The sequence below is a fragment of the Serratia sp. CY74737 genome, assembly GCF_052166775.1.
In the GTDB taxonomy this organism is placed as follows: Bacteria; Pseudomonadota; Gammaproteobacteria; order Enterobacterales; family Enterobacteriaceae; genus Serratia; species Serratia ureilytica.
Window position 1 is genome coordinate 606,148 of the sequence record NZ_JBJNOF010000002.1, and the last position, 23,132, is coordinate 629,279.

18 protein-coding genes are annotated in these 23,132 nt (G+C 59.7%); 8 read left to right on the plus strand and 10 right to left on the minus strand.

Going from position 1 to position 23,132, the window contains the following annotated elements; all coding sequences use genetic code 11:
• Positions 1-60: 60 nt before the first annotated feature.
• Positions 61-1,695 carry a peptide ABC transporter substrate-binding protein gene (locus ACJ8PE_RS04920; RefSeq protein WP_033650282.1) on the plus strand — a complete coding sequence of 545 codons (1,635 nt, stop codon included), beginning with the start codon at positions 61-63 and terminating at the stop codon, positions 1,693-1,695.
• A 158-nt stretch (positions 1,696-1,853) separates the two neighbouring features.
• Here the strand turns inward: ACJ8PE_RS04920 and ACJ8PE_RS04925 are convergent, their stop codons facing one another.
• From ACJ8PE_RS04925 to ACJ8PE_RS04935, 3 genes are all read right to left on the minus strand, one after another.
• Complete coding sequence (locus tag ACJ8PE_RS04925) at positions 1,854-2,102, minus strand: hypothetical protein (protein WP_004930507.1); 249 nt, start codon at positions 2,100-2,102, stop codon at positions 1,854-1,856.
• Positions 2,103-2,296: 194 nt separating this feature from the next.
• Complete coding sequence (locus ACJ8PE_RS04930) at positions 2,297-3,388, minus strand: hypothetical protein (RefSeq protein WP_197792529.1); 1,092 nt, start codon at positions 3,386-3,388, stop codon at positions 2,297-2,299.
• Positions 3,340-4,149, minus strand: coding sequence for a hypothetical protein (locus ACJ8PE_RS04935; RefSeq protein WP_232099363.1), 810 nt, complete (start codon positions 4,147-4,149; stop codon positions 3,340-3,342). The genes ACJ8PE_RS04930 and ACJ8PE_RS04935 overlap by 49 nt, the downstream gene beginning before the upstream one ends.
• 50 nt (positions 4,150-4,199) lie before the next feature.
• Between ACJ8PE_RS04935 and zntB the strand changes: the two genes are divergently transcribed.
• Positions 4,200-5,183: a zinc transporter ZntB gene (zntB, locus tag ACJ8PE_RS04940; protein WP_033643224.1), complete on the plus strand. Its 984-nt coding sequence runs from the start codon at positions 4,200-4,202 to the stop codon at positions 5,181-5,183.
• A 218-nt stretch (positions 5,184-5,401) separates the two neighbouring features.
• On the opposite strand, the gene ACJ8PE_RS04945 is transcribed toward zntB, so the two are convergent.
• The 3 genes from ACJ8PE_RS04945 to nifJ all read right to left on the minus strand — a co-directional run bounded on the left by ACJ8PE_RS04945 (position 5,402) and on the right by nifJ (position 10,649).
• Complete coding sequence (locus ACJ8PE_RS04945; RefSeq protein WP_033643223.1) at positions 5,402-5,800, minus strand: VOC family protein; 399 nt, start codon at positions 5,798-5,800, stop codon at positions 5,402-5,404.
• A gap of 147 nt (positions 5,801-5,947) precedes the next feature.
• Positions 5,948-6,886, minus strand: coding sequence for a tRNA 2-thiocytidine(32) synthetase TtcA (gene ttcA / locus ACJ8PE_RS04950; RefSeq protein WP_033643222.1), 939 nt, complete (start codon positions 6,884-6,886; stop codon positions 5,948-5,950).
• 229 nt (positions 6,887-7,115) lie between these two features.
• A complete protein-coding gene (gene nifJ, locus ACJ8PE_RS04955) occupies positions 7,116-10,649 on the minus strand; it encodes a pyruvate:ferredoxin (flavodoxin) oxidoreductase (protein WP_197792527.1) in 3,534 nt (1,177 codons plus the stop codon).
• Between the two features lie 248 nt (positions 10,650-10,897).
• On the opposite strand from nifJ, the gene ssmE reads away from it, so the two are divergent.
• Together ssmE and ACJ8PE_RS04965 are read left to right on the plus strand one after the other, a co-directional pair.
• Positions 10,898-11,230, plus strand: coding sequence for a multidrug efflux SMR transporter SsmE (gene ssmE / locus ACJ8PE_RS04960; RefSeq protein WP_033632935.1), 333 nt, complete (start codon positions 10,898-10,900; stop codon positions 11,228-11,230).
• 499 nt (positions 11,231-11,729) lie between these two features.
• Positions 11,730-11,984 carry a DUF333 domain-containing protein gene (locus tag ACJ8PE_RS04965; RefSeq protein ID WP_015377999.1) on the plus strand — a complete coding sequence of 85 codons (255 nt, stop codon included), beginning with the start codon at positions 11,730-11,732 and terminating at the stop codon, positions 11,982-11,984.
• A gap of 29 nt (positions 11,985-12,013) precedes the next feature.
• Here the strand turns inward: ACJ8PE_RS04965 and hslJ are convergent, their stop codons facing one another.
• Together hslJ and ACJ8PE_RS04975 are read right to left on the minus strand one after the other, a co-directional pair.
• Entirely contained in the window at positions 12,014-12,439 is a 426-nt protein-coding gene (gene hslJ / locus ACJ8PE_RS04970) for a heat shock protein HslJ (protein WP_033643221.1), read from the minus strand.
• 52 nt (positions 12,440-12,491) lie between these two features.
• Positions 12,492-13,484 carry a 2-hydroxyacid dehydrogenase gene (locus ACJ8PE_RS04975; RefSeq protein ID WP_033650287.1) on the minus strand — a complete coding sequence of 331 codons (993 nt, stop codon included), beginning with the start codon at positions 13,482-13,484 and terminating at the stop codon, positions 12,492-12,494.
• A 443-nt stretch (positions 13,485-13,927) separates the two neighbouring features.
• Here ACJ8PE_RS04975 and ACJ8PE_RS04980 point away from each other — a divergent pair, with 443 nt between their 5' ends.
• The 3 genes from ACJ8PE_RS04980 to ACJ8PE_RS04990 are packed head-to-tail and all read left to right on the plus strand — an operon-like array spanning position 13,928 to position 17,066.
• On the plus strand, positions 13,928-16,540 hold the full coding sequence (locus ACJ8PE_RS04980) for a YdbH family protein (RefSeq protein WP_442536719.1): 2,613 nt from the start codon (positions 13,928-13,930) through the stop codon (positions 16,538-16,540).
• Positions 16,537-16,734: a YnbE family lipoprotein gene (locus ACJ8PE_RS04985; protein ID WP_025302979.1), complete on the plus strand. Its 198-nt coding sequence runs from the start codon at positions 16,537-16,539 to the stop codon at positions 16,732-16,734. Before ACJ8PE_RS04980 ends, ACJ8PE_RS04985 begins: the two co-directional genes overlap by 4 nt.
• 8 nt (positions 16,735-16,742) lie before the next feature.
• Positions 16,743-17,066, plus strand: coding sequence for a YdbL family protein (locus ACJ8PE_RS04990; RefSeq protein WP_197792523.1), 324 nt, complete (start codon positions 16,743-16,745; stop codon positions 17,064-17,066).
• Positions 17,067-17,185: 119 nt separating this feature from the next.
• Here the strand turns inward: ACJ8PE_RS04990 and azoR are convergent, their stop codons facing one another.
• Positions 17,186-17,791 (minus strand): FMN-dependent NADH-azoreductase, encoded by a 606-nt coding sequence (gene azoR / locus ACJ8PE_RS04995; protein ID WP_015377994.1) that lies wholly within the window; start codon positions 17,789-17,791, stop codon positions 17,186-17,188.
• Positions 17,792-18,060: 269 nt separating this feature from the next.
• Here azoR and hrpA point away from each other — a divergent pair, with 269 nt between their 5' ends.
• Positions 18,061-21,948, plus strand: a complete 3,888-nt coding sequence (gene hrpA / locus ACJ8PE_RS05000; RefSeq protein WP_197792521.1) for an ATP-dependent RNA helicase HrpA — start codon at positions 18,061-18,063, stop codon at positions 21,946-21,948.
• Positions 21,949-22,040: 92 nt separating this feature from the next.
• Here hrpA and ACJ8PE_RS05005 read toward each other — a convergent pair whose 3' ends face one another.
• Positions 22,041-22,853, minus strand: coding sequence for a trypsin-like serine peptidase (locus tag ACJ8PE_RS05005; protein WP_193160178.1), 813 nt, complete (start codon positions 22,851-22,853; stop codon positions 22,041-22,043).
• Positions 22,854-23,132 lie beyond the last annotated feature (279 nt).

The following is a 23,132-nucleotide window of genomic DNA, read 5'->3' on the forward strand; positions in this document are numbered from 1 at the left end:
CCGGATGGATCTTGTGCTATATGATAAAAAATTCAGATGGTTAACGGGGGACAAATCATAATGACGGGAAAAAAAATGCAACGGGGTTTTCGTTTGGCGCTTTGCGCGGCGGCGATCGGCGCCTGTATGAGCAGCGCCATGGCGGCGCAGGTTCCCCCGGGCACCGCGCTGGCGGACAAACAGGAAATCGTGCGCCACATTAAAGACGAACCGGCCTCGCTCGATCCGATCAAAGCGGTTGGCTTGCCGGAGGCTCAGCTGGCGCGCGATCTGTTCGAAGGGCTGGTCAATCAGGACGCCAACGGCAAAGTGATCCCCGGCGTCGCCACCCGCTGGCAGACCAGCGACAATCAGACTTATATTTTCCATCTGCGTAAAGACGCGCGCTGGTCAAACGGTGACCCTGTCACGGCAAAAGACTTCGTTTACAGCTGGCAGCGGCTGGTAGAACCGAAAAATCTGTCGCCTTTCGCCTGGTTCGCGCAGCTGGCGGGGATCCAGAACGCCGAGCAGATCATCAGCGGCAAACTGCCGGCCGATCGCTTGGGCGTATCGGCGCCGGATGACTACACGCTCAAGGTGCAGTTGGACAAGCCGGTGCCGTACTTCGTCAGCCTGACGGCCAACTTCAGCCTGTTCCCGGTGAACAAGGCGGTGGTGGAAAAATACGGCAATGACTGGACCAAGGTCGGCAATCTGGTGGGCAACGGCGCGTTCAAACTGCAGGAGCGGGTGGTGAACGAGAAGCTGGTGCTGACGCCTAATGACCATTACTGGGATCATGCGCGCACCGTGCTGACCAAAGTGACCTTCGTGCCGATCAACCAGGAATCCAACGCCACCAAGCGTTACCTGGCGGGTGACATCGACATCACCGAATCCTTCCCGAAAAACATGTATCAGAAGCTGCTGAAAGATATCCCGGGGCAGGTGTACACCCCGGATCAGCTCGGCACCTATTATTACGCGTTCAACACCCAGCGTGCGCCGACCAACGACGTGCGGGTGCGTCAGGCCTTGTCCTACGCCATCGATCGCAAGATTATCGCGGAGAAAGTGTTGGGCACCGGTGAAAAACCGGCTTATCACTTCACGCCGGACGTCACCGCCGGGTTCAAACCCGAGGCGAGTTTGCTGCAACAGCAGCCGCAGGCGGAGCTGGATGCGCAGGCCAAGGCATTGCTGCAGGCGGCCGGTTACGGCCCGAACAACCCGCTGAAGCTGACGCTGCTGTATAACACCTCGGAGAGCCACCAGAAGATCGCCATCGCCGTGGCCTCGATGTGGAAGAAAAAGCTGGGGATTGACGTCAAGTTGCAAAACCAAGAGTGGAAAACTTACATCGACAGCCGCAATACCGGCAATTTTGATGTGATCCGCGCCTCCTGGGTGGGTGACTATAACGAGGCGTCGACCTTCCTGTCGCTGCTGACCTCCACCCACAGCGGCAATATCGCCAAGTTCAAGAACGCGGACTACGACAAGCTGCTGGCGCAGGCGGGGCGGGAAACCAACCCGGCGGCGGTGACCGCCGATTACAACAAGATGGAACAGATCATTGCCGATCAGGCGCCAATCGCGCCGATATACCAATACACCAACGGCCGCCTGATCAAACCGTGGGTAAAAGGCTACCCGATCACCAATCCGGAAGACGTGGCCTATAGCCAAACGATGTATATCATCAAACACTGAGTGGGCTTATTTATCGCCCCCGCGCAATGCGGGGGCGTTATTTTCTCGGCGGCGAAACCACGAGGCTAATTAATTTTTCCACGCGATAAACCCCGTTTAATAATAAACAGGGTTGCCATCATCACATTAATATTGTCTATTTCAGAGAGCGGTTACGCTTACAGACAGTCCCGCATGGCGTCCACCACTACGCGGCCGCTCATATCGGTCTGAGTAATGCGGTAGCTGGTGGGATAAGAACGACGGGTACTGAAACGATCGTGGACGGAGACCTTGCCAATCTGCAGGCCGGCGGCGTTTTTCACCACAAACTCACTGATCTCTTCCTGGCCCTGGTTTTGCAAATGGATATTGCTGATTTTTTCCAGCGTATCGCTGGCGTTTATTTTTAAATGGTCGCGTAACATAACTACCTCCTCGTAGTGAGAAAAGTATATGCCCCTAAAATTTGCGCTGAAACAGCTTTGTGTTGATTTATTATTATCATTTTGAATTAAAATTGATAGCAATATGTTAAGTCATAATAATAACGGCATTACCAGCGCTTTATCGGCGATATTGTCTGATTTATCGGCAATGGTTTATTTCAATGCCGTTATTATTAGTCTGCATTAATGGAGAACAGCGCTTGCCTGGCCGCCGGCGCGTGAAAGACGCAGGCGACGTTGTGTCCGCAGCCGGGAACGAGGGTTAACCGATGCGGCTTCTCCGGCGCCAGATAGCGCCGGTCATAGTCTGCATAGGCCAGGGCGCGCTGCAACCGGTAGGGGCCCTGCAGCTGGGCGGCGCAGGATTTGTCGAGTATGCGATAGTAGGCGCCCGGCGCGGTGCCGGTATCACCGTCTGCGGCCAGGTAGGTGATATCCGCCGCCGCATAGCGCCGGCGGGCTGCGTCGGCGGTGCGCTGCAGGTGAGCGGGAAGCGCTTCCGGACCATATTTCCACTGGTTAGCCTGTGGGCACTGGCCGGCGTCCAGCGTTTGCCAGCGGAAGCGACAGGTTTTTTCACTGCCGCAGCGCTCCGGATGAAGGGGCTGGGGACGCAGGTTGTCAAAATAGAGCCAGCTGCCCGGATCGGCGACGACATAGCGCAGGCGCACTCCGTCCGGCGGGTCGGCGAAGCCGACATAATGCTGCACGAATTGGGCGCCGGCGGAGAAACCGGCGACGGTGATCGACTGCAACGACGGCCAGCGCCGTTTCAGATCGGCCAGCAGGTTATCCATGGCGTTGAACGAGCCGGTGTTCTCGCCATTATCCAAACCACCTTCGATCCAGGAGCCGCAGCGCCACAGGGCGTCCCCCTCTTGCGGCGCCGGTAGCCCGGCGGAACGGCAGCGGGCGGCAAGCGTTTCCGGCACCTGGAACAGCGGGGCGACCAGCAAGCTGTTGTCTCCCGCTCCCTGCGCGGCGTCGATCGCCGCTTGCAATGTCTTGGCGACATCGCGCGGGTGGCCGTGCATCACCACCAGCGCGGTGCGCGGCTGGGGGGAGTGAGCGTGCGCGACAAAATAAGGCAGTGAACCCGCCGCCGTCGGCGCGTGATAGGGCGTGGCGAGGCGTTCTAACACCGGCTCTGCACGAGCCGATTGGGCGAACAGCAGCAGGGCGGCCATTGCGATGCAACGCAGGCGGCGCATTCTCGTCAGGTTCGGCGCAGCGCAGCGCGCAGTTGTCTCAGGACTTCCCGGCATCGTTGTTCCTCACGCGCTCGTTGATAGTAGCGATAAAAGGCGCGTTCCGAACTGAGGTTGCCCGCGCGTGCCAGCTGCCTGAAGGTCAGGTATGCCAGGCTGAACATAATGATAATAAATAATAAACCGGGGAACAGCAGCTGCCAGCCGTCGATGATGCGCGCATTAGGCAGATAGCGGAGTGAATAGGGCGTAATCAATACCCCTAACTGCTGCAGTCCCCATTGAGTCAACGCAGGGAACAGCACCAGCAACGTAACGAACACCAAATACAGCAAGAAATAGCGACAGGAAAGCAAGAAACGCTTGAACGCGTTATTGGCGCTTGGCCGCAAAACGAAGCCTGCGGGCGTGGCGCGCAAGATTTGCTGACGGCCACCGGTGAAACGATAGCGTTCCAGTGCCGCTACGCTATCCGGCAATGCCAGCAGCAGCTGCAGTGTAACAAGGCCGGCGCTGCGGTTGCCGATATAGTCGCGAAATCGCAACAGACGTATGGGGGCGCTTTGGGGCTTCTCGACGGATTCGAGCAGGTTTAACAGCTTATCGTGGTTTTCCCGCCGAATGCGAAAAGGCGTTTTGACCACGGCGATAAACAGCGTAATGACGGTCGGTAAGACGATTTTCAAGATATCTGCGGTGCTGATTTGTAACATGCGAGTTTCCTCTCGGGCTGTCTTGCGTTCCTTTCGGCAGAAGTATAGACCACGCTTATGGGACAACATGAAAACTGGCGTTACAGCTTGGTCTTTGATCTCCAAGGCGTTAACGCTAGACTCAGCAACATAAGCAAGACTGAGGGGATAAATGAATGGATGTGATTGAGGGGAGCGAGCTGCAGGTCGCCGACGCGGTTTACGCCTACCAGCTGGATGGCAAGGGCGGCGTCACGCCGATCGAGCGGGATGACAAGATCACCTGCGACGCGCCTTGCTGGCTGCATCTTGATTACGCGCACCCGGCCAGCGCCGAATGGCTGAGCACCACGCCGCTGCTGCCGGACTCGGTGCGCGAAGCGCTCTCCGGCGAAAGCTCACGGCCGCGCGTCAGCCGCCAGGGCGAAGGCACCATGATCACGCTGCGCAGCATCAACTTTAACGCCAACTCACGGCCGGACCAGTTGGTCACCATTCGCGTGTACATCACCGATAAACTGATTATCTCCACGCGGCACCGCAAGGTGTATTCCATCGATCAGGTGGTGAACGATTTGCAAAGCGGCGCCGGGCCGACCAACAGCGGCAACTGGCTGGTGGAGATTTCCGATGCGTTGACCGATCACACCAGCGAATTCATTGAGGATCTGCACGACAAGATTATCGATCTGGAGGACGCCTTGCTGGAACAGCAGGTGCCGGAGCGTGGCCAGCTGGCGTTGATCCGTAAACAGCTTATCGTGCTGCGCCGTTACATGGCGCCGCAGCGTGACGTTTTCGCACGGCTGGCCAGCGACCGCCTGCCGTGGATGAGCGACGACGATCGCCGCCGCATGCAGGACATCGCGGATCGCCTGGGGCGCGGGTTGGACGATCTGGACGGCAGCATCGCGCGCACCGCCATCTTGTCCGACGAAATTACCACGGTGATGGCCGACGCGATGAACCGCCGCACTTACACCATGTCGCTGTTGGCGATGGTATTTTTGCCGACCACCTTCCTGACCGGGCTGTTTGGCGTCAACCTTGGCGGCATACCGGGCGGCGGCAACCCCTTCGGTTTCGCGGCATTTTGCCTGATGCTGGTCGGGTTGGTGCTTGGCGTCGCCTGGTGGCTGAAGCGCAGCCGCTGGCTGTAGGCGAAAATGACGAAAACCCGGTTAACATTGAGCAAAATCAACATTTAGCCGGGGGAAATGGGGCATGATCTCTCTCGCAGGTGAATGCAACGTCAAGCGATGGGCGTTGCGCTCCATAATTGTCTTACTTTCTTATTTTTGAATTACTGCATAGCACATTTGATTCGTACAATGCCGGTTTAATCACCGGCATTTTTTTTATTCGATTTCTCTCTTCCTCAGGCCGCGCTTTCATCCCAGAAGCTGGCTTCAATCTTGTGCCCATCCAAATCACGGACAAAGCAGCCGTAGTAAGCCTCACCGTAGTGCGGCCGCGAACCGGGCGCGCCTTCATCGACGGCGCCGGCCAGCAGCGCCTGGCGATGGAATTCATCCACCTGCTGCTTGCTGGTCGCGAAAAAACCGACGTGCGTGCCGTTGCCGGGTGAAGCGGGCTGGCCGTCGATCGGCACCTGCAGCCAGAACTCCGGGTAGTCGCGGCCATAACCGATCGCGCCGGGATGCTCCAGCACCCGTCGGCAACCCAAGGCGGCCAGCGTGCGATCGTAAAAGGCCGCGGCGGCGACGAAATCGTTCGAGCCCAGCGAGACGTGGGACAGGCAGGGGGTGATATTCATTGCGCGATCTCCATATGACTGTATAAATGCACAGTATAGGGTAAAAACGGCATCGCCCAGCAAATTATGCGCAAACTGTGAACAGGATCGAGATCGTCGAGAGAGGGAAAAGGTCGCCGCTCGCAGGGTGGCGAGCGGCGAGGGGACTTATTTGATTTCCAGCACGTCCAAACGCGCCGGCGCAGGCGCCGCGTCGTCCGAATCTTCCGGCTGCCAGCCGACCGGCTGCATCGGAATGTCTTCGCGATCGAAGGCCAAATCGCCGCCGTCCACCACCGCGCTGCCGTGGTGAATGCCTTTGAAATCAAATAGATTGATATCGCTCAGGTGCGAAGGCACTACGTTTTGCATGGCGCTGAACATGGTTTCCAGCCGGCCTGGGTAACGTTTGTCCCAGTCGCGCAGCATGTCGCCGATCACCTGGCGCTGCAAATTAGGCTGAGATCCGCACAGATTGCATGGAATGATCGGGAACGCTTTGGCGATCGAGAAACGCTCGATGTCTTTCTCGCGGCAATAGGCCAGCGGGCGAATGACCACGTGCTTGCCGTCGTCGCTCATCAGTTTGGGCGGCATGCCTTTCATCTTGCCGCCGTAGAACATGTTGAGGAACAGCGTCTGCAGAATATCGTCGCGGTGGTGGCCCAGCGCGATCTTGGTGGCGCCCAGTTCGGTGGCGGTGCGATACAGAATGCCGCGGCGCAGGCGCGAGCACAGTGAACAGGTGGTTTTGCCTTCCGGGATCTTGTCTTTAACGATGCTGTAGGTGTTTTCTTCGACGATCTTGTACTCCACCCCCAAGCCTTCCAGGTAAGCAGGCAGAATATGCTCAGGGAAGCCGGGCTGTTTCTGGTCGAGATTCACCGCCACCAGCGAGAAATTGATCGGCGCGCTCTGCTGCAGATTGCGCAGGATCTCCAGCATGGTGTAGCTGTCTTTGCCGCCGGACAGACAGACCATGATGCGGTCGCCTTCTTCAATCATATTGAAATCGGCGATCGCTTCGCCCACGTTGCGGCGCAGGCGCTTTTGCAATTTGTTCAGGTTGTACTGCTCTTTTTGGCTAACGGATTGCTTTTCTGACATTTAAATCGTGCTCATTCTCAATGGGGGGCACTAGGGGCATGGCGTTGTAGACCGCGAGTTTACCATTCAACCGGCCGATTTTGATCATTATTCATCATCCAGCTTCCACGCGCCCGACGCGAGGCCTGTATGGTACGGATTGCGCGCAGGAATGCCAGCAGGTTTTATTGCCACGCCTTACGTCAACGGTAAAAGATCAGGGCGCGAATCGCTCGCGCCTTGAGGGAGGTTACTCAGCGGCGGACTTTTCCGCCTTGCCGGCCAGCAGGCTGAGGAAATCGTATTTCTCCTTCAGCTCTTTCTCGGCGGCCTGATACAGCGCGCTGGCTACCTCCGGCTGCTGCGCGTTCAGGCGACGGAAACGCTGTTCTTTCAGCAGCGTTTCCGACAGGTTGCTGTTCGGCGGCCGCGAATCCAACGCCAATGCGGCCTTGCCCTCGGCGCTGCGGCGCGGATCGAAGCGGTACAGCGGCCAGAAGCCGGTGGCGGTCAGCTGTTTCATCTGATCGTGGCTGAGCGCCAGATCGTAGCCGTGCTCTTCGCACGGGCTGTAGGCGATGATCAGCGACGGCCCCGGATAGGCCTCGGCCTCCTGAATCGCTTTCACCGTCTGGTTGAGTTGCGCCCCCAGCGAGATCTGCGCGACGTAGACATGGCCGTACATCATCATGCTGACGCCCAGATCCTTGCGCGCCTTGCGCTTGCCGTGCTCGCCGAATTTGGTCACCGCGCCGAGCGGCGTGGCCTTCGACTGCTGGCCGCCGGTGTTAGAGTAGCACTGGGTGTCGAGCACCAGCACGTTGACGTTCTCCGTCAGGCTGAGGACGTGATCCAAACCGCCGAAGCCGATGTCGTAGGCCCAGCCGTCACCGCCGATCAGCCAGATGGATTTATCCACCAGATAGTCGGCGTCGGTCGCCAGCTGGCGCGCATCTTCACCTTCAATACTCGCCAGCAGCGCGCGCAGTTCGGCGATTTGCTTGCGGCGCGGCTCCGGCGCCACGTCTTCCATCTGCAGGGCATTGACCAACTGCTCCGGCAGCTGCGGCGCCAGCGAATTCAGCAGGCGCAGCACCCGCGCGCGATGTTGATCGACCGTCAAACGGAAGCCCAGGCCGAATTCGGCGTTGTCTTCGAACAGCGAGTTGGCCCATGCCGGCCCGCGCCCTTCGGCGTTGGTGGTGTACGGCGTGGTCGGCAGGTTGCCGCCGTAGATCGACGAACAGCCGGTGGCGTTGGCGATCAGCAAACGGTCGCCATAGAGCTGGGTCAACAGCTTGATGTACGGCGTTTCGCCGCAGCCGGAGCAGGCGCCGGAGTACTCGAACAGCGGCGTGATCAGCTGAGAGGTGCGAATGTCGATGCGTTCCAGCTGCGCCGTATCGATTTCCGGCAGCTGCAGGAAGAAATCGTAGTTGTCTTTTTCCGCCGTCAGATTATCGAGGCGTGAGGCCATATTGATGGCCTTGATCTCCGGGTTCTGGCGATCTTTCGCCGGGCAGACCTCGACGCACAGGTTACAGCCGGTGCAATCCTCCGGCGCCACTTGCAGCACGTATTTTTGCCCGCGCATATCGCGCGCTTTGACATCCAGCGACTGCAGGGAGGCGGGGGCGTATTCCATCTCCGCCGGCTGCACGACCTTGGCGCGAATGGCGGAGTGCGGACAGGCGGCGACGCAATGGTTGCACTGGGTGCACAGGTCGGGCTGCCAGACCGGGATCGCTTCGGCGATGTTGCGCTTTTCCCACTGGGTGGTGCCCACCGGCCAGGTGCCGTCCGGCGGGAAGGCGGAAACCGGCAGCGCATCGCCCAGTCCGGCCAGCATCGCGGCGGTAACGGTTTTGACGAAGTCAGGCGCGGCGTCCGAGACCACCGGCGGGCGCATCGGGCTGCTGTCGTCGACCGGCTGCAGCGGGATTTCAATCAGCGCGCCGCGGGTGGCGCCCAGCGCCTGCCAGTTGCGCTCGACGATCTCCTGGCCTTTGCTGCTGTAGCTGCGGGCGATGGCGTCCTGCAGCTGTTGCAGCGCCACGTCGCTCGGCAGGATCTGCGTCAGATGGAAAAACGCCATCTGCATGACGGTGTTGATGCGCGCGCCGAGCCGGCATTCACGCGCCAGCTTGGCGGCGTTGATGATGTAGAAACGCGCCTGGCGTTGATGTAACAGCGCCTGTACCTCCTGCGGCAGGCGCGACCAGACTTCGTCGGCGCCGTAAGGGGTATTGAGCAGGAAGGTGCCGCCGGGTTTGAGGCGCTCAACCATCTGGTACTTATCGATAAACTGCAGCTGGTGGCAGCCGACGAAATCCGCCTGGCTGACCAGATAGGCCGAATTGATCGGCTGCTCGCTGACGCGCAGGTGCGAGACCGTCAGGCCGCCGGCCTTTTTGGAGTCGTAGACGAAATAGCCCTGCGCATACAGCGGCGTGGCGTTGCCGATGATTTTGATGTTGTTCTTGGTGGCCGAGACCGAGCCGTCGCTGCCCAAACCGTAGAATAGCGCTTCCAGCGAGGCGCGCTGCGGCAGGATTTCGTCGCTCAGCGGCAGCGAAAGGCCGGTGACGTCATCGAAGATGCCGACGGTGAAGCGCGGGCGCGGCTGCGGCTGGGCCAGCTCGCGAAACACCGCCAGCGCGCAGTCCGGGCCGAACTCCTTCGACGACAGGCCGTAACGGCCGCCGATCACTCGCGGCAGCGTGGTGCGCTCGCCCCGGCTGTAGGCTTCCGCCAGCGCGGTCATCACGTCCAGATACAGCGGCTCGGCCAGCGCGCCCGGTTCTTTGGTGCGATCGAGCACCGCGACGCTGCGCACGCTGTCCGGCAGCGCGCCGAGCAGGTGTTTGGCGGAGAACGGCCGGAACAGCCGCACTTTCAGCACGCCGACTTTTTCGCCGCGGGTCAGCAGGGTGTCGATCACCTCTTCGCAGGTGCCGGCGGCGGAGCCCATCACCACCACCACGCGTTCGGCTTGCGGGTGGCCATAATAGTCGAACGGCCGGTAGTGGCGGCCGGTGAGGGCGGCGAAGGCCTCCATGGCGTCGATCACGTGCTGGTCGGCGGCGTCATACCAAGGGTTGGTGGCCTCCCGCGACTGGAAATAGGTGTCAGGGTTGGCGGAAGTGCCGCGCACCACCGGATGATCCGGCGAAAGCGCCCGGCGGCGGTGGGCGTCGATCGCCGCCTGCGGCAGCATGTGCCGCAACGTATCGTCGCTGAGCGGTACGATTTTATTGATCTCGTGCGAGGTGCGGAACCCGTCGAAAAAGTGGATGAACGGCAGGCGCGCGTTGAGGCTGGCGGTCTGCGAGATCAGCGCGAAATCCTGCGCTTCCTGCACGCTGCCGGCGCACAGCATGGCGCAGCCGGTCTGGCGCACCGCCATCACGTCAGAGTGATCGCCGAAGATTGACAACGCGTGCGTGGCCACGGTGCGCGCGGCGACGTGCAGCACAAACGGCGTCAGCTCGCCGGCCAGTTTGTACAGCGTCGGGATCATCAGCAGCAGACCCTGCGATGAGGTGAACGAGGTGGACAGCGCGCCGGTCTGCAAGGCGCCGTGCACGGTGGCGATCGCGCCGCCCTCCGACTGCATTTCCACCACTCGCGGGATATCACCCCAGATGTTTTGCCGGCCATCGCCGGACCAGGCGTCCGCCTGCTCCGCCATGGTGGAACTTGGCGTGATAGGGTAGATGGCAATCACTTCGTTGGTGCGATAGGCCACGGAAGCGACTGCATTATTACCATCTGTAGTTATCATCGACATTACCTTTTCATTGCTCACAAAGCCGCGAAAGCGCACTTTCGCAGTAATGGAAAAAAGTCTAACAGAGGGTTTGAACGCGGCTTTATCGCGTTTGTGTGGCGGGCGATAAATCGGCAAGCGTATCCGGCATCGCTATTTGCATCGCCGGTTGAGATCACTTCAATAAATTGTTTTCGCCGTTTAAAGACAATTTATTTCCGGCGCGTCATAATTACGCATCGGTAAACTGACAGAAGAAAACCATGAGCGGATTTATGTATTTGACGATGGCGATAGTCGCGGAAGTGATCGCCACCACCATGTTGAAAGCCTCCGAGGGCTTTACCCGTCTGTGGCCGTCGCTGCTGGTGGTGCTGGGCTACGGCGTGGCGTTTTGGGGGCTGTCGATGGTGGTCAAGAGCATGCCGCTGGGCATTGTGTATGCGATTTGGTCGGGCATGGGGATCGTGCTGGTGTCGGTCGCGGCGGTATTCGTTTATCAGCAAAAATTGGATTGGCCGGCGATTGTCGGCATGGGATTAATTATTGCCGGCGTGCTGGTAATTAATTTACTGTCGAAAGCCTCTGTGCACTGAATGTTATTTTGATGTAAAAAAAACCGGCGTGACAGCAAGTCGCGCCGGTTGAAGAATTCAGCCATCATTCACTGAAAATAGTGGAATGCTAATTAGTTAGCGCCGTCAGCATAGACGCAAATATCATCCTCTCCGGTAGCAAAAAATGCGCCGTCACGCCGAAAGCACGCGGGGTTAATTAATACCGATATCATGCGAAGAAACCCCGTCGCCGGCAACGGTGACGTTATCACTTTCTCTCTGCGGCCGGGGCGGGCGGTGGGGGCCGCTGTCACGTTTAACCTCCCGTATTGGAGGCGGAAATATTCTGCAAACAAAATAAATGTCCGGCCGGTGCAAAAAAACCACAAATAATGGCCGGAATATATTTTCATTATTTATATATCGAGCTAGATTAAACAAGTTTGCATCAAAGATAGCGAAACGTGTCCGCCAAGTGACGCGCGTTATCGGCAATGGCGATTTTACACAGCGCAGTTCCGGGTTCAGGAGTGGGATAATGACGACATCAAAATGGCTGCTTGCCAGCGCCGTGCTGCTTTTAGCCGCCTGCAGCAGCAACAACGAAGAGCCAGTACAGCAGGGCAACAGTGCCAGAATCAATACGTTGCAGACCAGCGCCGGTTGCGCGGCGGTCGGCGGCGTCACCACCATCGCGCACAACTTGAACGGTGAAGCGTTGCGCATGTGCCAGATGCCGAACGGCAAACAGTGTGAGGAACGCACGCTGGGCCTGGGCAGCTGCGCCGGGTAAGCCCACGGCGCCAGGCCTGGCGTTCAGAATCAATATACCCAGTCGCGCAGGGCATAAACCAGCGTGTGGCCGCTGCCGTTGAGCGTCAGCTGCTGCGCGCTCAGCGTCACTTCGGCGCCGTTTTCCAGCACGGTGCCGATCACCCGATCCCAGCGATTGCGCTGCTCATCAGGGCACAGCCTGCGCGTCGAGGCCAACGGTTTTACCGTCAGTACGCCGTCGCGTAATTGCCCCTGGCCGAAAAAGCGGTTGCACATCGCGCCGGACACATGCAGGTTCTCGCCGAACTCCAGATTGAGCAGGACGCCGCCCGTTGGGGATTTTGCCGCTTCGCCATCGACGCTCTGCAACACGAAATTATGATGCATCAGATCGCCGGGCGTAACGGTCGCGGGTGGTTTCATGCTGCATCCCCCCAAGACCAGCGCCGCAAGGGCGGCCATCGTTGTTCTCATCGTCGCGCTCTCAAATAAACAGGGCGCCGCAGGGGGCGCCCCGAGATGACGTTCACGCGTTCAACTGGTTCGGGCAGGCTTCGCCGCGATCCAACTGGCTGATGTTCTGCAGCGTGGTTTGCGAAATGCTGGTCAGCGCCTCTTCGGTCAGGAAAGCCTGATGGCCGGTGAACAGCACGTTGTGGCAGGCCGACAGGCGGCGGAACACGTCATCCTGAATCACGTCGTTAGACTTGTCTTCAAAGAACAGATCGCGTTCGTTCTCGTAGACGTCCATCCCGAGCGCGCCGATTTTTTGCTGCTTCAACGCGTCGATGGCGGCGGTAGAGTCGATCAGCGCGCCGCGGCTGGTGTTGATCACCATTACGCCGTTTTTCATCATTGCGAAGGCGTCGGCATTCAGCAGATGGTGGTTTTCCGGCGTCAGCGGGCAATGCAGGGTGATTACGTCGGATTGCGCGTACAGCGTTTTCAGGTCGACATACTCTGCGCCCAGTTCCAGCGCCTGTTCGCTGGGGAACGGATCGTAAGCCAGCAGCTTCATGCCGAAGCCTTTGAGAATGCGCATCGTCGCCACGCCGATTTTACCGGTGCCGATCACGCCGGCGGTGCGATTGTGCATGTTAAAGCCAATCAGCCCTTCGAGAGAGAAATTGGCGTCGCGGGTGCGTTGATATGCGCGGTGAATACGGCGGTTCAGGCACATCATCATGCCTACCGCGTGTTCCGCCACGGCTTCCGGCGAGTAGGCCGGCACGCGCACTACCTTGATGCCCAGCGCTTTGGCGGCGTCCAGATCGACGTTATTAAAACCGGCGCAGCGCAGGGCGAGAATTTCGACGCCCAGCGCCGCCAGTTCTTCGAGCACTTCACGGCTACCGTCGTCGTTGACGAAGATACACACCGCCTTGCAACCGGCGGCCGTTTTGGCGGTTTTTTTACTGAGTAAAAAGTCGAAGAATTCCAGCTCATAGCCAAACTGCTGATTCACCAGTTCGAGATATTTACGGTCATACTGTTTGGTGCTGTATATCGCCAATTTCATCGTGGTTTCTCCACCGTGATTTTGTGATCAATTTAACAGATTTTAGTAAATTCGACAATTGGTTAGCCACGCTGCAAGGCTGCTGTGGGCTGGCGGCGGTGAAGGGAAGGCGACGGTGAGGCGGGCGACAAAAAAATCCCCACGGGGGTGTGGGGAATGGCTTCTCTAGTACACAGTTAGCTAGCAGCTAAACTTTTATTAGAATGCTTGCAAGACTATTAATCATCAACGGTAACAACAATAACAAAAGTCTGAAAACTGTCCTATTTATGTGATGTATATGTAACGAAAATCTACAACTCCGCGCGCGCTTGCGCCAAAAGGGTGCAAATCGCCTCTGCGACCGCGCTCAGCTTCACCCTATGTCAAATTCGTGCCATCATTATTGTCAATTCAGGCATAGACTTAACCAATGCCTAACACAGGAACGAAGCAATCATTTAATGACCAGGCGATTGAAAGTATTCATAGGGACGGTGGCGGGCTGCGCAATCCTGGTGCTGGCGTTGTGGCAAACCTTGCCGCGCTGGCTGCCGGGGGTGTTATCGCATTGGTTGCCGGCGGGAAGCCGACTGGAGTTGCAGGGCAAATTGCATTGGCGCCAGGGCGGCCTGACGTTGGCGGGGGCGCGTTTCACCGCGCAAGATTGTCTGCTGGCCAGCGTCGGGCCGACGCGGCTGGCTTATCGGCAAGGCCGCTGGCAGCTGTCGAGCGATAAGGTCAGCGTCGATAGCGCCTGTTTGTCAAAACTGCCGGGCGGCGACGCCAACAGCGCGCCGCTTGCGCTCGATCAACTGCAGCGGCAGCTGCCGCCGCTGGATCTCACCATTCATGACCTCACGCTCATTCCCTGGCAGCGTTATGCCGGGAAGCTGCAGCTTTCCTCCGGCTCTGACGGGCAACATCTGCATTATCGGGGGCCGAATATCAGCGCCGAGGCGCAGCTGGATGAAAAACAACAGCTGACGTTGCACAGCCTGACCGTCATTCCGCCCAACAGCGCGCAACCGCTGCGCCTCGCTGGCAAGATAACCATTCCGCTGGATCTGGCCAGCCTGCCGACGCAGGGCGCGCTGCAGGGTGAAATGCAGACGGCCTATCTGGAAAAACCGGTTTTGCTGGATATGCGCTGGCAACAGCAGCAGGGCGTGTTGACGGTGAGCGAGAAAGGCGACGATCGGCCGCTGGCGGTGCTGCCGTGGGAAGTGACCCCGCAGCGGGTCAGCATCAAGCAGGGCGAGTGGCGTTGGCCCTACAGCGGACAGCCGTTGAACGGCGGCCTCAGCATCGCGCTGCACGACTGGAGCAAGGGACTGGATGAAACGGAGATCAGCGCGCGGCTGAACGTGATCACGGCCGGCCACAACGGCAAGGGCAATGCGGTGCTGACGCTTGGGCCGGGCAAGGTGGGGCTGACAGACAGCGATCTGCGGTTCCAACTGACCGGCCAGGCCAATCTGGCCGACTTCTCCGCTACCGCGTCGATCCCGGGCGTGCTCGGCGGCAGCATTCTCAACCCGACGCTGGTTCTGCATCCGGGTTCGTTGCTGCGCCTGTGGGGCAAGGTGACGCCGGAAATGACGCTGGAAGAGGCGCGTTTGCCGCTGGCGGGCGTGAAGGTGACCGCTGCCGGTATTACCGGCCGCCTGCAGGCGATTTTGAGCGCCAGCGACAGTTACTGGGGCCGCTTCAAGCTGCATCTGGACGGCCAGGCGCAGGATTTCTGGCCGGACAAGGGCCACTGGCAATGGCGCTACTGGGGCAATGGCCGCTTGCCGCCGCTGCAGGCCGCCTGGGACGTGGCCGGCAGCGGCAGCTGGCGCGACAGCGAGTTGGTGCTCGATAAACTCTCCACCGGCTTCGATAAGTTGAAGTACGGCCTGGTGACGGTCGCCGCGCCGCGCTTGAGCCTCAACCAGCCGCTGCGCTGGCGGCGTGATGAACAAAGCCCGCAGTTCAACGGTGAGCTGCAGCTGGCGGCGGATAAGGTCAGCTTCAGCGATGGCGGTTATCTGCCGGCGCCGGTGCTGGCGCTGCAGATGAACGGCCGTTCGCCGGACAGTTTCCAGATGCAGGGCAAGCTGCAGGCGCAACAGATCGGTCCGATCGCGCTGCGCGGCCGTTGGGACGGCGAACGTCTGCGCGGCGAAGGCTGGTGGCCGAAACAGTCGCTGAAGGTCTTCCAACCGCTGCTGGCGCCGGATCTCAATCTCACGCTGCGCGACGGCGAGTTTTACGCGCAGTCGGCGTTTTCCGCCGCCCGCGAACAAGGGTTCGAGGCCGGTGGCCACTGGGTGGTGAAAAACGGCGGCATGTGGCTGAAGGACGGGGAGATGAGCGGCCTGGATTTCATCCTGTCGTACCGGTTCAAGCAGCATCACTGGCAATTGGGAGCTAAACAGCCGGTATCGCTGCGCATCAAGTCTTTCACCAACCTGTTCGAGATGCAGAACATTTCCGCCGATTTGCAGGGCACCTATCCTTATAGCGAAGGGCAGCCACTGACGTTGAGCAACGTCGGCGTGGACATGCTCAACGGGCATATCAGCCTGTCGGCGCTGCGGTTGCCGCAGCATGAAGCCGCAGTGCTGAAGCTGGACAAGGTCGATCTCAGCGCGCTGTTTACCGCCCTGAAACCGAAGCAGTTCGCCATGTCCGGCCGCGTCGACGGCGAGTTGCCGCTGTTCCTGAACCATCCGAAGTGGCTGGTGCAAAACGGCTGGATCGCCAACGCCGGCACGTTGACGCTGCGCCTGGACAAAGACATGGCCGACGCCATCGGCAGCAACAACCTGGCGACCGGCGCGGCGATCGACTGGCTGCGCTACATGGAAATCAACCGTTCGCATGCCCGGGTCGATCTCGACAACCTGGGCGAGCTGACGCTGAGCGCGCGCATCGACGGCATCAACCCGCAGAAAAGCGCCAAGCGCGAGGTGATCCTGAACTATCGCCATCAGGAAAACGTGTTTCAGCTGTGGCGCAGTTTGCGCTTCGGCGACAATTTACAGGAGTGGCTGGAGCAGGCCCTCTCACAACCTGGGGAGCAACAATGAAAATCATGAGTGTGTCGACGCTGGCAGCGGTGCTGTGCGTTTCGCTGCTGAGCGGCTGCGTGCCGCGCATCGAGGTGGCGACGCCTAAGGATCCGATCACCATCAATATGAACGTCAAGATCGAACATGAAATTCATATCAAGGTGGATAAGGACGTCGAAAACCTGCTGAAAACCCAAAGCGGTCTGTTCTAGGAGCCGACATGAAAAAACGTTATTTGTGGCTGGCCGGCTCCGCCTGGCTGTTCAGCGGCCTGGCGATGGCGCTGACGCTGGATGAGGCGAAGCAGCAAGGGCGGGTGGGGGAAACCCTGAGCGGCTACATCGCGCCGGTGCAGCAGGACGCCGAAACTTTGGCGCTGGTGAAGCGCATCAACGCCGGCCGCGCCGAGAAGTATCAGGAAGTGGCGGACGGCAACCATATCGCCGTCGATGAAGTGGCGCGCATGGCCGGCCAGAAGCTGGTGACGCGGGCGCAGAGCGGCGAGTATGTGCGCGGCATCAACGGCCAGTGGCTGAAGAAGTAAAAAAAAGCGCGCCGTCTGGCGCGCTGAATGATACGGATAGATGATTATTATGAGGGTAGTGCAGGTTTGACAAGGCTTGCCTCTTGTCCGGCAGGGGCATGGCGCCCCTGCGCAGGCTCTTACGCGGCAACCACCTGAGACAGGGCCGCTTTGGCGTCTTCCTGTGCTTTGGTCGCCACTTCCGGACCGTAGGCGATGCCTTCCGCGAAGACGAACTCCACGTCGGTGATGCCGATGAAGCCCAGGAACAGACGCAGGTAAGGTTCCACCAGGTCGGTTGGGGTGCCTTTATGAATGCCGCCGCGGCTGGTCAGGATCACGGCGCGTTTGTTTTTCACCAGGCCTTCCGGACCGTTTTCGGTGTAACGGAAAGTCACGCCGGCGCGGGCGACCAGATCGAAATAGTTTTTCAGCTGGGTCGGGATGTTGAAGTTGTACATCGGTGCGGCGATCACGATGACGTCATTGGCCTGCAGCTCGGCGATCAGTTCGTCCGACAGGGCCAGCGCTTCTTGTTGACGCGGAGTCAACGGAGCATCGGAAGGACGCAGCGCGCCAACCAGCTCGCCGTCCAGCACCGGGATTGGCTGTGCGGCCAGATCGCGCACGGTGATGGTGTCGCCGCTGTGGGCGTTGCTCCATTGCTCTACGAAGAAATCGGCCAGTTGGTTAGACTGAGAGTAGGTCGCCAGGATGCTTGATTTCAGAACCAATACGTTGCTCATCGATAATTCCTTACGTTGTGACAGTGACATCAGGACTCAGCGTCCCTTGCATGAACTACATGCTATTCACATTCCCCCAACAGTGATAGCGCAATATTTCGAGATCTTCGTTCGATTTTATTGAATAACCTGCCGAGGCGTTACTCGCGAAAGTAGGGGGAAAACGCCGTTTGTGATAGGCTGTGCGGCTAAAGCAAAAAAATCGCTAAAAAAACATTAAACCGTTGCTAAGCCTGGTCTTGGCCACGATGAAACAAGGAACACCGAACGTGAAATCTCCGCTCGAGGCACTGCCGGCCCAACTGGGCGAGCTGATGCTCCGCGATCAACAACGCCTGCGTCGTCGCCTGCAGGGCGCACGAAAAATCAAAAATCCCGATGCCCAGCTGGCGGTCGCCGCCGAAGTGGAAAGCGACATCGCGACGGCGCGGCAAAAAGTGCAGGCGCGCGCCGCGTCTTGCCCGCGCATTACCTATCCGGAAAGCCTGCCGGTCAGCCAGAAAAAGCAGGACATCTTAAACGCTGTCCGCGACCACCAGGTGGTGATCGTCGCCGGGGAGACCGGCTCGGGGAAAACCACCCAGTTGCCGAAGATCTGTCTGGAGCTGGGGCGTGGGGTGAAAGGGCTGATCGGCCATACCCAGCCGCGCCGCCTGGCGGCGCGCACCGTCGCCAACCGCATCGCCGACGAGCTGGAAACCCCGCTCGGCGGCAGCGTGGGCTACAAGGTGCGCTTCAACGATCAGGTAGGGGAAAACACCCTGGTCAAGCTGATGACCGACGGTATCTTGCTGGCGGAGATTCAGCAGGATCGCCTGCTGATGCAGTACGACACGCTGATCATCGATGAAGCGCACGAGCGCAGCCTGAATATCGACTTTATTCTTGGTTACCTGCGCGAACTGCTGCCGAAGCGCCCAGATCTCAAGGTGATCATCACCTCGGCGACCATCGATCCGCAGCGTTTCTCGCGCCACTTCAACAATGCGCCGATCATCGAGGTTTCCGGCCGCACCTACCCGGTGGAGGTGCGCTACCGTCCGGTGGTCGACGACGGCGACGATACCGACCGCGACCAGCTGCAGGCGATTTTCGATGCGGTAGATGAGCTTGGGCGTGAGGGGCCGGGCGACATTCTGATCTTCATGAGCGGCGAGCGCGAGATCCGCGATACCGCCGACGCTTTGAACCGTCTCCATTTGCCGCACACCGAGGTGCTGCCGCTGTATGCGCGCCTGTCGAACAGCGAGCAAAACCGGGTGTTCCAGTCGCACCACGGCCGCCGCATCGTGCTGGCCACCAACGTGGCGGAAACCTCGCTGACGGTGCCGGGCATCAAATACGTCATCGATCCGGGCACCGCGCGCATCAGCCGCTACAGCTTCCGCACCAAGGTGCAGCGCCTGCCGATCGAGCCGGTGTCACAGGCCTCCGCCAATCAGCGTAAAGGGCGCTGCGGCCGCGTGTCGGAGGGGGTGTGCATCCGTCTGTACTCCGAACAGGATTTCCTCTCGCGGCCGGCATTTACCGATCCGGAAATTCTGCGCACCAACCTGGCGTCGGTCATTCTGCAGATGACCTCGCTGGGGCTGGGCGACATCGCCGCGTTTCCGTTCGTCGAGGCGCCGGACAAACGCAACATTCAAGATGGCGTGCGCCTGCTGGAAGAGCTGGGGGCGATCACCACCGCCGATAACGGCCACTATCAGCTGACGCCTCAGGGCCGGCAGCTGGCGCAGTTGCCGATCGACCCGCGTCTGGCGCGCATGGTGCTGGAAGCGCAGAAGAGCGGCAGCGTGCGCGAGGTGATGATCATCACCGCCGCGCTGTCGATTCAGGATCCGCGTGAGCGCCCGATGGACAAGCAGCAGGCCTCGGATGAAAAACACCGCCGCTTCGCCGACAAAGACTCGGACTTCCTGGCGTTCGTCAACCTGTGGGATTATCTGCAGGAGCAGCAAAAGGCGAACTCCTCCAGCCAGTTCCGCCGGCTGTGCCGCAACGATTTTCTCAACTACCTGCGGGTGCGCGAGTGGCAGGATATCTATACCCAGCTGCGCCAGGTGGTGAAAGAGCTGGGGCTGCCGATCAACAGCACGCCTTCCGACTACCGCAGCGTCCACACCGCGCTGCTGACCGGCCTGTTGTCGCACATCGGCCAGAAGGATGCGGACAAGCAGGAATACACCGGCGCGCGCAACGCCCGCTTCTCGATCTTCCCCGGCTCCGGCCTGTTCAAGAAGCCGCCGAAGTGGACCATGGTGGCCGAACTGGTGGAAACCAGCCGCCTGTGGGGGCGCATCGCCGCGCGCATCGAACCGGAATGGATCGAGCCGCTGGCTCAGCACCTGGTGAAACACAGCTACAGCGAACCGCACTGGTCGAAGTCGCAGGGGGCGGTGATGGCCAGCGAAAAGGTCACGTTGTTCGGTCTGCCGATCGTCGCGGCGCGCCAGGTCAATTACGGCGCCATCGATCCGCTGCTGTGCCGCGAGCTGTTTATCCGCCATGCGCTGGTGGAGGGCGACTGGCAGACGCGCCATGCTTTCTTCCGCGATAACCAAAAGCTGCGCGCCGAAGTGGAAGAGCTGGAGCATAAATCGCGCCGCCGCGATATTCTGGTAGACGACGAAACGTTGTTCGGCTTCTACGATCGCCGTCTCCCCAACGACGTGGTGTCCGGCCGTCATTTCGACAGCTGGTGGAAGACCGCCGCCAAACAGCAGCCCGACCTGCTGAACTTCGAAAAAGAGATGCTGATCAAGGATGGCGCCAACAAGATCAGCGCGCTGGATTACCCGAACTTCTGGCATCAGGGCAACCTCAAACTGCGGCTGAGCTATCAGTTCGAACCAGGGACCGACGCCGACGGCGTGACGGTGCACATCCCGCTGCCGATCCTCAATCAGGTGGAGGAGCAGGGGTTCGAATGGCAGATCCCCGGCATCCGCCGTGAGCTGGTGATCGCGCTGATCAAATCGTTGCCGAAACCGGTGCGTCGCAACTTCGTGCCGGCGCCGAACTACGCCGAAGCGTTCCTTGGCCGCGTAACGGCGCTGGAATTGCCGCTGCTTGACGCGCTGGAGCGCGAGCTGCGGCGTATGACTGGCGTGACCGTGTCACGTGATGACTGGCAGTGGGATCAGGTGCCCGATCACCTGAAAATGACTTTCCGCGTGGTGGGCGAGAAAAACCAGACGCTGCGCGAAGGCAAAGATCTGGCCGCCCTGCGCCTGCAGTTGAAAGAGAAGGTGCAGGAGACGCTGTCGGCGGTGGCCGATGACGGACTGGAGCAGAGCAACCTGCATGTCTGGAGCTTTGGCCAATTGCCGGCGTTCTACGAGCAGAAGCGCGGCGGCTATTCGATGAAAGCCTATCCTGCGCTGGTGGATGAAAAGGACAGCGTGGCAATCCGCCTGTTCGACAGCGAAAGCGAACAGCAACAGGCGATGTGGCAGGGCACGCGCCGCCTACTGTTGTTGAATATTCCTTCGCCGATCAAATATCTGCATGAAAAGCTGCCGAACAAGGCCAAGCTGGGGCTTTATTTCAACCCGTACGGCAAGGTGCTGGAGCTGATCGACGACTGCATTTCGTGCGGCATCGACAAACTGATCGCCGAACACGGCGGCCCGGTTTGGCAGGAGGAAGACTTTGCACGGTTGCAGGAGCAGATCCGCGCCGAGCTGAACGACACGGTCGTTGAGGTGGCCAAGCAGGTTGAACAGATCCTGACGGCGGTCTTCAACATCAACAAACGGCTGAAAGGCCGGGTGGACATGTCGTTGGCGCTGGCGCTGTCGGACATCAAGACCCAGCTCGGCGGGCTGGTCTACCGCGGCTTCGTCACCGGCAATGGATGGAAACGGCTGCCGGACACGCTGCGCTACCTGCAGGCGATCGAACGGCGATTGGAGAAACTGGCTATCGATCCGCACCGCGATCGCGCGCAGATGCTGCGGGTGGAGCAGGTGCAGCAGGCGTGGCAGCAGTGGCTGAACAAGCTGCCGCCGAAGCGACAGCAGGAGGAAGAGGTGAAAGCGGTGCGCTGGATGATTGAAGAACTGCGTGTCAGCCTGTTCGCGCAGCAGCTGGGCACACCTTACCCGATCTCCGACAAGCGCATTCTGCAAACCATCGAACAGCTTTCGGGCTAAGCTCAGGCTCGCCGGCCGGCAAACGGCCGGCGCAGCGCAAGTTGAAATTCAGGGAACAGAGAAACAGCAACGGCGCTTAATGCGCCGTTGAGCTACTTGCCTGCCGCCAGGGCGTCCAGCGCCTCGCGGATGCCGGGCACTGCCAGAGCGCGGTTATCGGCGCGGTAACGATCTTTCGCCGCCGGTGCCGAACTCTGGATGGCGATCAGCTGCCAGCCGTCGGCGGTTTTCAGCAGCAGCGGTGAGCCGCTGTCGCCGGGCAGGGTATCACACTGGTGCGACAGCACCCCTTGCTGGGCCCAGCCGGTCACCTTGCAGTTTTGGTGGCTGTAGAGGTCATCAAGATGGTCCTCCGGGTAGCCCGCCTGGGTGATCAGCCGTTTGGCCTGTTTCAGGGCCTGAGTCAACGCCTTGCTGTCGCCTTGCCACAGCGGCAGCGGGGCGATCGGCAGCGGCGTTTTGTCTTTCAGCCGGATCAGCGCAAAGTCATAAGCGGCGGCGGCGGGCGGCACGATCCAGCCGTCGCCGTCCGGTTTCAGCTTTTTGCCCAGTTTGCTGTCGACCAGGGTTTCAATATTGTCGGTTTGATACTGCCATGATTTATCGCTCGCCACGAAGCGCAGGGCGACGGCTTTATCCAATTGTCCCGGCGGCGCCAGCACGCAATGGCCGGCGGTCAGCGCCAGGTGTGGGGAGATCAGCGTGGCGGTACACAGATTGCCGCTGGCGGTTTCGACCTGGCCGATGGCTTGCCACGGCTGGGCGGCGGTATCCGTGACCTTGATTCGTTCATCTTTGCCGAAAAACAGACGCGTTTGCTCGGCCTTGGACGGGCCGTCGGCGCGTGCCGCCTGGGAGGCGATGAGCGGGAGTGAGCACAGCAACAGTAAAACGGATATGCGCATAGATCTCTTGCCTGACAAATACGGATCATCCATAAACACACTGAATGCTAACTATAGACTGATTTAGCAGCCATGTGGATGGGCAATAACTGATTTTTCAATAATTTCCCGCCGGCGAGGCGACAGGCTACAGATAAAAAAAGACGGCGATCAGTCCACAGAGGATCAGGGCGGTCAGAATGATCTCGAACAGGTAGCGGCGCAGCATCAATGAGAACCCCCCGGATGAAAAAACACCCGGTGAACCGGGTGTCGTGCACGTCAAGCCTGAAGCGGTGA